The 10,576-nt window shown below is 55.1% G+C and carries 10 protein-coding genes; 5 read left to right on the forward strand and 5 right to left on the reverse strand.

The window, feature by feature from the left end:
• Positions 1-127 precede the first annotated feature (127 nt).
• On the forward strand, positions 128-319 hold the full coding sequence (locus ACEYDX_RS09955; RefSeq protein WP_373741868.1) for a hypothetical protein: 192 nt from the start codon (positions 128-130) through the stop codon (positions 317-319).
• Positions 320-549: 230 nt separating this feature from the next.
• Here ACEYDX_RS09955 and ACEYDX_RS09960 read toward each other — a convergent pair whose 3' ends face one another.
• The 5 genes from ACEYDX_RS09960 to rtcR all read right to left on the reverse strand — a co-directional run bounded on the left by ACEYDX_RS09960 (position 550) and on the right by rtcR (position 4,621).
• Complete coding sequence (locus ACEYDX_RS09960; protein ID WP_373741869.1) at positions 550-990, reverse strand: peroxiredoxin; 441 nt, start codon at positions 988-990, stop codon at positions 550-552.
• Positions 991-1,169: 179 nt separating this feature from the next.
• Positions 1,170-1,805, reverse strand: a complete 636-nt coding sequence (locus ACEYDX_RS09965) for a deoxynucleoside kinase (RefSeq protein WP_373741870.1) — start codon at positions 1,803-1,805, stop codon at positions 1,170-1,172.
• A 124-nt stretch (positions 1,806-1,929) separates the two neighbouring features.
• A complete protein-coding gene (gene folK, locus ACEYDX_RS09970) occupies positions 1,930-2,418 on the reverse strand; it encodes a 2-amino-4-hydroxy-6-hydroxymethyldihydropteridine diphosphokinase (protein ID WP_373741871.1) in 489 nt (162 codons plus the stop codon).
• A gap of 18 nt (positions 2,419-2,436) precedes the next feature.
• Positions 2,437-2,805, reverse strand: a complete 369-nt coding sequence (locus tag ACEYDX_RS09975) for a SirB2 family protein (protein WP_373741872.1) — start codon at positions 2,803-2,805, stop codon at positions 2,437-2,439.
• Between the two features lie 178 nt (positions 2,806-2,983).
• Positions 2,984-4,621 carry an RNA repair transcriptional activator RtcR gene (gene rtcR / locus ACEYDX_RS09980; protein WP_373741877.1) on the reverse strand — a complete coding sequence of 546 codons (1,638 nt, stop codon included), beginning with the start codon at positions 4,619-4,621 and terminating at the stop codon, positions 2,984-2,986.
• 1,084 nt (positions 4,622-5,705) lie between these two features.
• Here rtcR and ACEYDX_RS09985 point away from each other — a divergent pair.
• From ACEYDX_RS09985 to ACEYDX_RS10000, 4 genes are all read left to right on the forward strand, one after another.
• Entirely contained in the window at positions 5,706-7,280 is a 1,575-nt protein-coding gene (locus tag ACEYDX_RS09985; RefSeq protein ID WP_373741873.1) for an RNA-binding protein, read from the forward strand.
• A gap of 91 nt (positions 7,281-7,371) precedes the next feature.
• Positions 7,372-7,722: a hypothetical protein gene (locus tag ACEYDX_RS09990; RefSeq protein ID WP_373741874.1), complete on the forward strand. Its 351-nt coding sequence runs from the start codon at positions 7,372-7,374 to the stop codon at positions 7,720-7,722.
• A gap of 191 nt (positions 7,723-7,913) precedes the next feature.
• A complete protein-coding gene (locus ACEYDX_RS09995) occupies positions 7,914-9,419 on the forward strand; it encodes an RNA ligase (protein ID WP_373741875.1) in 1,506 nt (501 codons plus the stop codon).
• 116 nt (positions 9,420-9,535) lie between these two features.
• Complete coding sequence (locus ACEYDX_RS10000) at positions 9,536-10,198, forward strand: phosphoesterase (protein WP_373741876.1); 663 nt, start codon at positions 9,536-9,538, stop codon at positions 10,196-10,198.
• The last annotated feature ends 378 nt before the right edge of the window (positions 10,199-10,576 follow it).

Below are 10,576 nucleotides of genomic sequence, written 5' to 3' on the forward strand. Positions count from 1 at the left end.
ATTACCCGTGGCTTCCCGCCTGCTCGGGAATGACGATTCAACCTATCCGGACAATTAGCCAACCATCCGGCAGGCCGTCTGAAAAAGTTTTTTCAGACGGCCTTGCATACTTCTGACTCAAGCGGTTTTGCCTTTAAGCATTCCTATTGCAGAAACAATGATGTACGGTTACGCCGCCTTAAGGGCGGCTAACCGTACCTACGTCTGGCCGCAATGGAGTTGGCCGGTTACTCTTGCCTGGTTTGATGGTCAAAAAACGGCGGATAAATTTGAAAAGCAAAAAACCGTCATTCCCGCGCAGGCGGGAATCCATGGCTGAAATCAGGTATCTTTTGTTAAACGAGTATTGGTGAATATCCAAGCCGGTTTCACGCCTGCACGGGAATGGTGGTGATGGGTGCAGTTGCATTGGCATATAAAGGCCGTCTGAAAAGATTCAGACGGCCTTCTTCTGTTTGCCTGCCAACTGACAGCCAAATTAACCATAGTGAAAAAGATCAAATACTGCCAACTTAATCCGCCGATTGATACAGCGAACGGCACGGGAGATTATTTTGACACCGCCGCCAACACTTCTTCGGCATGTCCCGCCACTTTCACTTTGCGCCATTCGTGCGCGATGCGGCCTTCCGCATCGAGTACGAACGTGCTGCGTTCGATACCGAGCGATTCTTTGCCGTAGAGTTTTTTCAGCTTGATGACGTCGAACAGCTTGCACACCGTTTCGTCGGCATCGCTCAGCAATTCGAAGCGGAAACCCTGTTTGGCGCAGAAATTCTGATGCGCTTTCACGCCGTCGCGGGAAATGCCGACGACGGTATAGCCCAGCGCTTCAAACTGCGCCAAACGGGCGTTGAAATCCAGTCCTTCGGTGGTGCAGCCGGGCGTGTTGTCTTTGGGATAGAAATAAACGACGAGCGGCAGGTGTTCGTCGGACACGAAATCCGTGCCGCTGCTGGAAGGAAGGATGAAGCTGTATTGTCGGGACATGGTTTTTCCTTGAATCGGTACGGTGCGGCATCGGTCGGAACACCGGTTCGGACGGCCTGCACTTCAGACGGCATCCGGTATTGCAATCAACGGGTTAAATGAAGCCCTACCCGCCGGAAACTGCGTGTTCAGGCCGTCTGAAAGGGGTTACGGCGGTGTTTCCGGCAGCGGATGATGCTTTATTTTTCGCTCAGATTCAAATAATTGCGGCTGCCGCGCATATTCGACATGGCCGACAGCAGCATGGAGAAATGCTCGTCGTTGCCCGCGTAGTCGAGTTCGTCGGCATTGGCAATCAAGAGCGGGGAGTGCTGGTAGAGATGGAAAAAGCGGCGGTATTCTTCCTGAACCTGTTTCAGGTAGGCGGGCGGGAAGGTTTTGAATTCGCCGCCCATTTTTTTCTGCAACCGCTTGATGTCGGCATCGTCGGACGTTTGCAGGTAAATGACCAAATCGGGCACGGGATACTGCGGCATGATTTTGCGCTTGAGCGCCCAAAACAGGTTCTGCTCGCCGGGATTGAGCACGGCGGGTACGAAAATCTGGTCTTTTTCCAACAGGAAATCGGCCACGATGCCGCCGCCTTTTTCTTCTTCGGCATTGATGGTTTCCACCGCTTCGGCGCGGCGCAGCAGGTAGTCGAGCTCGGTGGCGAGGCCGTGATTGGCGTTATTCTGGTAGAACTGCATCAGAAAAGGGTTCTGCTTGGCGCTTTCGGTCAGGTGCAGGTAGTCGAAATGCTCGGCCAAACGGCGGCTCAAATCGGATTTGCCGCTGCCGATGGAGCCTTCTACCACGATGTAACGGTATTGCATGATGGTTTTCCTGTTGATGTATCGGAAAGGTTGGACGGTTTCGGACGGCAAAGGTTCTGGCCGTCCGGACATTAAATCTGAAAATAAAGCGGGAACAACGGGAGCGGATGGGGCGGATACCGCGTTAAGGCCGTCTGAAAACGCCCGCATCTCCGAGACGCGCAGCGATTTCCGCCGCCCTGCCGTGTTCTCCCAAGACGAAATCGGGTGCGATTTCGGCCAAAGGCAGCATCACGAAACCGCGTTCGTGCGCACGCGGGTGGGGCAGGGTCAGATGCGGGTCGGCGCTGGTTTCGCCGTTGAAGTCGATGATGTCCAAATCCAGCGTGCGCGGGGCGTTGCGGAAGCTGCGTTCGCGCCCGAAGTCCGCTTCGATGCCGTTGAGCACGGCCAGCAGGCTGCGGCCGTCCAAACCGGTTTCGGCCATGCAGACCGCGTTGACGAAATCGGGCTGGTCGTCATAGCCCACGGGGGCGGTGGTGTAGAGGGACGAAATTTCCCGCATATGGATATGCGGATGCCCGGCCAGCGTTTGCAGGGCGCGGCGGATCTGTTCCTCAGGACGGTGCAGATTGCTGCCCAACGCAATCACGGCACGGTTGGCAAAAGACATTTCAGACGGCCTTTACATTCAAAACGGTTTCATCCGCGCCAGATACACAATCGCCAACACGCAAACCATCGCCAGCACATACGTCGCGTAAAACTTGGGCGAACGCGGTTTGGCGCGCATCATCACCATCCCCGCAGCGATATAGGCAAGCAGCAGCAACAGTTTCACGCCCAGCCAGCCGGTAGCGAACGGCGACAGGTGGGTGATTTTCAGCAGCCACAGGCCGGTAAACAGCAGCAGCGTATCGTTCATGTGCGGCAGCGCTTTCCACAGCGGCGCCAGCGGTTTGTCGGGGCGGGCGCGCAACAGAAAAAAGCGGATGTTGAACAGCAAAATGGTTACGGCCACAAAAAACATGTGGCTGTGTTTCACAATCAGATACTGCATGGCTCTTGCCCGAACGGTGGCGGTAAAGCGCGTATTCTACCGCAAACGGCTTGCGGTGTAAGCATTTGCCGGACACGCACAAGGCCGTCCGAACATTTTCAGACGGCCTTGTGCCGCCTTTCGGATACCCTGCCCCGCCCGTTATCCGCGCTCTGCCGGCGGCGGCATACGCCGTCTGTTACGGCACGATGTCCGCCCACGCCAGCCCGAACCGCGCCAGATATTTGCGCAACCGGTCGCTGTCGTTCGGCGTGGTGCGGTGTTCGCGCGAAACGCCGAACAGGGCACGCCCCGCCGCCGCCGTATTTTTGTGTTTGCGGCATTCGGCAGCCACGCTTTCGAGTTGGAGTCGGTCGAACAAATCCAAACCGTTCCAATCCAAGCCTTTGTTTTCAAATATTTCCTGCAAACCTGTTTCAGACGGCCTATCCGTATCCCGGCCGTCTGAAAACGCATCTTCCGTCCACAGATAATTCAGACGGCCTATTTCCGCCCTGACCAAATCCGTACCGATTCTGCCCTGAGGCGCCAGCGTGGCAAGGCGCATGATGCTGGCGGCCAAATCGCGGAAATTGCCGCGCCACAGCGCCTGATTCGACAGGGCGAAATCCAGATACACGGCATAGGCTTCCTTATTGAAGCGCGTGGCGCGCCCCAGTTCCTGCGCGGCCACGGCAAGCTGGTGGTCGATGTTCGGCGCGATGTCTTCGCGGCGGTCGCGGAGTGCGGGCAACGTGTACTGCCACAGGTTGATGCGCGCAAACAGGTCTTCGCGGAAACGCCCTGCCCGCACTTCGCGGCGCAAATCGCGGTTGGTGCCCGCAATCAGTTGGAATTCGCTGCTCACTTCCACATCGCTGCCGACGGGATAAAAGTGTTTTTCTTCAATGGCTTTGAGCAGCATTGCCTGTTCGTCCAAACCCAATTCGCCGATTTCGTCGAGAAACAGAACGCCTTTGTCGGCGGTTTTCAGCCAACCTTCGCGCTTGTCCGCCGCCCCCGTAAACGCGCCTTTTTTATGGCCGAACAAGGCCGAAGCCGCGCCGTCGCCGCGCAAAGTGGCGCAGTTCACATCGACAAAACGCCCCGAAATCAAATGCCGCGCCTTTTTCAATTCGTAAATCCGCCGCGCCAGCATCGATTTGCCCGCACCCGTCGGCCCGCTCAACAGAATCGGCGAAGGCGAATGGAGGGCAACCTGCTCGATTTCGGCAATCATGCGGTTAAATGCCTGATTATTCGTGGCAATCCCGCTTTTCAGATAGCGCACCGCATCATCGCGCACCGCCGCCAACCGTTCGGCCAGCACGTCGTAACGCGCCAAATCCAAATCGATAACGTCCAAACCGCCCACATCGCCCTGCCCCATGCTGCGCTGCTGCTTTTTCGGCGGCGACGTTTGCAGCAGCACGCTCGGAATCCGGCGGCTCTCCACCAGCAGAAACAGGCAGATTTGCGCGACGTGCGTGCCCGTGGTGATGTGGGTGAAATAATTTTCCGTTTCCGTATCAAAAGGATACGCGGCCGACCAATCGTGCAGCTTGGTATAGACCTCGCTGAAATCCCACGGATTTTCCAGTTCCATCGGCACCAGATTCACTTCGGTTTCGGGTCGCAGATGGACAATGTCGTCGCGCACGCGCTCGGCCAATCTGAGGAATTTTTCGCTGTAAAACAGCTCCATACGGTCGAGATGGAAATCGTCGCGCTGGTTCATGGCGACATTGGGCCGCCATTTCTGCCAGCGGCCCTGACCGAACGCGCTGTCCAAAACCGTCCCCAAAAAGGAAACGGCAACTTGTTTTTTTGTCGGCATGGCATCGTCTTTCGGAAGGTTGCGTTTCAGACGGCCTGAAACTTCGGTGTAAACAAACAGGCAAACCGCCCGTTTTCCGCCTTTATCTTCAGGCGCATGCAAAATCATACAGGATTATTTTCTATAAAAATAGCTTAAAAGATATTTTTATCCAAAACATTTCAGACGGCGCACAGGCCGTCTGAAATGTTTGTTTTATTATTTTTCAAACAGTTATTAAATTTTTTTGGAAAAATTTCAAATCTGGCACAGCGATTGCAAGATACTTGGTAAGCACGGTATGCAAATGCCGGAGGAATTACAGCCTAAGTACGCTCGAGGTCGCGGGTTCGAGTCCCGTCTCTGCCGCCAACCTTTCTATGGCAGAGTAGCTCAGTCGGATAGAGCGCGTAAAAATTTCTTCAATCCTAGTTGTTTACCGTGCACCTTTTTATTTCGGTCGGACGCCGTCCGGTTCGCAGGCAGACGGCCTGAGCATGACGGACATTCGGGATGAACCCCGACGGCACGCAAACGCCGCAGCGGAATGCCGCCCCTTTCCATCCACCTTTTATGGCACAGCCGTACGGATGCCGGAGAAACTACACTGTCGCGGGTTCGACTCCCGCTCCCGATGCAGGACGGCCAATCCTGTTACGCAAACTGCATGCGGGGTAGCTCAGTTGGCAGAGCATGCCGTTTCTCCACCCCTGGCCGCACGGACGTGCCGCCCCTTTCGGGCGGATGCCGACAGGATTACATTTGGAAACCAGCAGGTTCAAACCCTGCCCGCGTTGCAGAACGCGAGAAATCCTGTCTTTTTAGCCGCCCTGCTTTTACGGCGCAACAAACAAATGCCGAAGGAATTACATTCGTTAATCCATTGGTCGCAGGTTCGAATCCTGCCCCCGTCTCAACAGCGGGGTAGCTCAGCGGGTAGAGCGATGGCAAAAATTTCTTCAAATCCTTGTTGTTTGCGTGTGCCGCCCCATCAAACGACGCCGTCTGAAAAACATTCCGGTTTGGCCGGACTTCTTTTCAGGCCGTCTGAAAACCGCCGGAACCGAACCGGCTCCCAACAACCAAACTACTGATGACAAAGGAAATGAAAATGGCAAACACCAACTTGTTCCAATCCGTCAAACAAAAACTGTTCCAAGCCGATACGCGCAACGAAGCGGGCGGTTTGGCCTACACGCTCACGCCGAAACAGCAGCTTGCCCAACTGGCGGCAACAGGCTGCCTGAACAGCACGTTTTACGCATCCGCCGAAAACCAGCTTGCCCAAATCCTGAAACTGGCGGCCGACTTGGATGCGGAATTTATCGCCAAAACAGCGATTTACGCACGCGAACGCGGCATGATGAAAGACATGCCCGCACTGCTGCTGGCGGCATTGGCGCACAAAGACGTGGCCATGCTCGCCCGCGTATTCGAACGCGTGGCCGACAACGGCAAAATGCTGCGCAACTTCGTCCAGATTATCCGCAGCGGTGCGGTCGGGCGGAAATCGTTCGGTTCGCGTCCCAAAAAACTGATTCAGCAATGGCTGCTGACCGCAAGCGAGAAACAATTGCTGAATGCGGCGGTGGGCAACAATCCGTCTTTGGCCGACATCGTGAAAATGGTGCACCCGAAACCGCAGGAAGCATGGCGGGCGGCATGGTTTGCATGGCTCATCGGCAAACCCTACGACGCCGACGCGCTGCCGCCGATTACGCGGGCATTTGAAACCTATAAAAAAACACGTTCAGGCAGCCTGCCCGACGTGCCGTTCCAAATGCTGACTTCCTTGGATTTGGACACCGCCGCATGGACGCAGATCGCACGCAACGGCTCTTGGCAGCAAGTCCGCCAAAACCTGAACACGTTCCAACGCCACGGCGTGTTTGCCAAAGACAAAAACGTGCGCTTTACCGCCGCAAAACTGCGCGACAAAAAAGACATCGCCAAAGCCCGCGTACTGCCCTACCAATTGCTGACCGCGTTTCAGGCGGCATCCGGCGACATGCCGTCTGAAATCCGCAACGCACTGCAAGACGCGCTGGAAACGGCGGTTCAGAATGTACCGGAAATCCGCGGCAACGTCGTGGTCTGCCCCGACGTATCCGGCTCCATGCACAGCCCCGTAACCGGCTACCGCGGTTCCGCCACCGGCACGACCCGCTGCATCGACGTGGCCGCGCTGATGGCTGCGGCCATACTGCGCCAAAACCCGAACGCCCGCGTTTTGCCCTTTGAAAACATTGTGGTAGGCGCTAAGCTCAACCCGCGCGACAGCATCATGACCAACGCGGAAAAACTCGCCAACATCGGCGGCGGCGGCACAACGTGCAGCGCACCGCTGGCGAAACTCAACCGCGAAAACGCCCGCGTCGACATGGTCATCATGGTGTCGGACAACGAAAGCTGGGCAGACCGGGAGCAGCAATGGGGCAGCAAAACCAGCCTGATGAAGGAATGGGACACGCTCAAACGCCGCAACCCGCAGGCAAAACTCGTCTGCATCGACATCCAGCCCTACACCACCGCCCAAGCGCAAAACCGCAGCGATATTCTCAATATCGGCGGATTCAGCGACAGCGTGTTCACCCTGATCGGCGCGTTCGCCGAAAGCGGTATGGGCGGCAATTTCTGGGTAGATGAAATCGAACGGACCAAGCTGCCCGAAATCCAGTAGGGCCGCAGGCCGGATGCGGAACTCCGGCCTGCGGTTCCGATCAGCACAGGCCGTCTGCCCCCCCCCAACACCATCACACAGGCGAATTCCTATGCAGCAACGTATCGGCTACATCGTTTCTCCTCTTACTGCCGACGGCTTGGACGGCACCGGCAGCTATTTCTTTATCGGAGAAACAGATTTCAACCGTCTGCTCCAACCCATACTGCAACGGCACTACCCGAAAAACGACCCGTTTTCAGGGGAAACGGAATACCGTCCCAATCCGGCCGATTACAATTTTTTTACACGGTTACAAATCAGTCGAACCATTACCGACATACAAGCCGTCGAATCGGTTTTATCTGACGATATACAATTTTACCGGCGGTTTTCCGGATACTTGCTCAGCTTGTTGGAAAATCCCGAAAATGAACTGATTGAATTTTATGGAAATTTATAGTAACCATTCAGACAGCCTTCCAACCCGGATGATAGATTGAAGATCAGGACTCAGATCCCAACCTACAATCAACGAATATTTAACAAGGCCGTCTGAGCCCCCCCAAAAAAGCAGACTGTATTTGTACAGCGTTTCGATTGATACTGTTCATAACCGCCAGTCCCAACACACCAAACAGAAAGAACCAAACCATGCAGAAATTCATCCTTATCCGCGGCCACCAAGGTTCGGGGAAATCTACTTTCGCAGAAGAAAAAATCAACGGATTCAGACGGCAGTATCCCGATGCCGAAATCGTCCACATCGAAAACGACAAAGAAATGACCGACGGCAACGGCGTGTACCGATGGTCGGGCGAAGCCCTTGCCGCGGCACAGGAAAAAGGCCGTGTCATGATGAAAAACGCCTTCAAGCAGGGGCAAAAGCAGCCCGAGCGCGATATTCTGGTCGTCAACTCCAATACCAACCAAAAATCGTCCGCCTGCATCCAGCTTCTGCAAATGGCAAAAAAACACGGTTTTGAAACAGAGGTTTACCGTTTGCACAACTTTTATCCCAACCGGCACGGCGTATGCGAAAACGACGTATTGGCGGCTTATGTGAAGCTGAACCACAACCGCCTGCGCGACGAAATCCACGTGGAAGCCGTGCAGCCGATCAGCGCGGAACAACGGGCGGCGGCAGAAGAAATGGCGCAGTTCACAACGCGTCGCCCCGCATTCGACGAAACACAGCAAACCTTTGTTACCGAAGAATATTTACGCCTGGGCCGCCGCAACTTCACCATCAAGCAGAGCAAGCTGTTCCCCGAATTGCGCGTATTGAAATACGCCCGCAGCGTGTTCTACGAAAACCGTTTTGACGATGCGCTGCTGGAAATGCGCGGTTTGGTGATGGACGCACACGGCAAAATCATCATCCGCCCGTTTAAAAAAGTGTTCAACTACTCCGAGCGTGTGGCCGAAAACAGCAAATATCCCATTGATATTTCAGACGATCATCGCGTAACGGCAGTGGTTAAGGTCAACGGTTTTCTCGGCTGCTGCACCTATGTAAAGCTGCCCGAAGGCCACCCGAGCGCGGGCGCGGCGTTTGACGGGCAGGTGCTGTATTCCACCACCGGCTCGCTCGACAGCGATTTTGCCAAAATGGTGAAAACCCATTGTTCGCCATACGAAAAACTGTTCAAGCAATACCCGAACACCACGTTTTTGTTTGAAATCACCGACGAAAACGACGTGCACGTCATCCGCGAACGCTTCGGCGAAACGCTGATCGGCGCCATCGACACGGCAACGGGCCGCCAGTTTTCCGAACGCGAACTGGACGAAACGGCCGCCGCATTCAACGCCGGCAACTTTTCAGACGGCCTGAAACTCGTGCGCCCCGAAACCGTGGAAAACATCACGTTCGGCGAACTGAAAGCCCTGCTGAAAAACGTGGAACACGAAGGCTTTATGGTATTCGATGCGGATACAGGCGGGATGCTGTTCAAACTCAAATCGCCGTATTACCTGATTTCCAAGTTTCTCGGCCGCAGCAACGAAGCAAACATCGGCCGCAAACTGGACAAACGGTATGTGGACGAAGAATACTATCCCCTGCTCGACCATATCCGCGCCCATCGGGATGCGTTTAACGCGATGGGGGAATTGGAAAAAATAGCGTTTATCCAAGCATTTTTGAGCGCACTATGATACGGGCTGCGGACGGCTCATCCGCAGTTTCAGGCCGTCTGAAACGCAGTCCGGCCAAACCGACAACGACACGGCGGGCAAAAATGTCCGCCTTGATTCCCTACAAGAGAACCCAAATGCCCCAAACCTTTTTTACATCCGACCTGCATTTTTCCCACAAAAACATCGCCCGTTTCTGCCCGCAGTTCCGCCCCGCCACGTCATCGCCCGACGAGTTGGACGAATACATGATTGCGCGCTGGAACGAAACGGTATCGCCCGAAGACACGGTGTACAACTTGGGCGATGTGTCGTTTGCGCACGATTTGAAGAAAACCGAAGCCGTGCTGCGCCGTCTGAACGGGCAGCACCATCTGATTTGCGGCAACCACGACGATCTGGTTTACCGCCATAAAAAGCGTTTTTTGGACACGGCCAAAGACGACGGCCATCCCCTGCTGTCGTCGGTGCGCAGTTATCTGAAACTCAAGCTGCCGGAAATCGGCAACACGCTGATTCTGTTCCATTATCCGATCGACGAATGGGACGGCTGCCATAAGGGCTGGTACCACCTGTACGGCCATCTGCACGACCGAGTGGCGCACATCCGCGGACGCGCGCTGAACGTGGGCTGGGATTTGCACGGGCGGTTTCTGACACCGCAGGATATTGACGGTTTCCTGAGCGGGCTGCCCGTTGTATCCAGGTTCGGAGATAAAGAAAACACGGCAGCCGGCGGGAACACGGAAGATGCCGCGGCACGGGTTGCGGAACAGTTGAAGCGGCTGAATGCGGGCTAAGCTGTACGGAATAAGCGGTTCGGATACAACGTCAGGCCGTCTGAAAATTTTTCAGACGGCCTTAAACATACTGACCGCCTGACGGGGAACCCGTTCGGCCTTCAGTCGGATAATGGTATCCGCGGATTTGGTTCGGACACGGCAGGATAAAACGTCATACGGCAAAGGCCGTCTGAAAAAGTTTTCAGACGGCCTTAAATATGCTTACTGCCTGACGGGGGAACCCGTTCGGCCTTCAGTCGGATAATGGTATCTGCGGATTTGATTCGGATACGGCAGGATATAGCAAATAAACATATTATTCGATACAATTCCACCATGGCCTATTCACAAGACTTCAAACAACTCGTGCTCAAAAAACTCCGTCAAGGATGGACG

The organism is Neisseria sp. (genome assembly GCF_041804105.1).
Classification (GTDB): domain Bacteria; phylum Pseudomonadota; class Gammaproteobacteria; order Burkholderiales; family Neisseriaceae; genus Neisseria.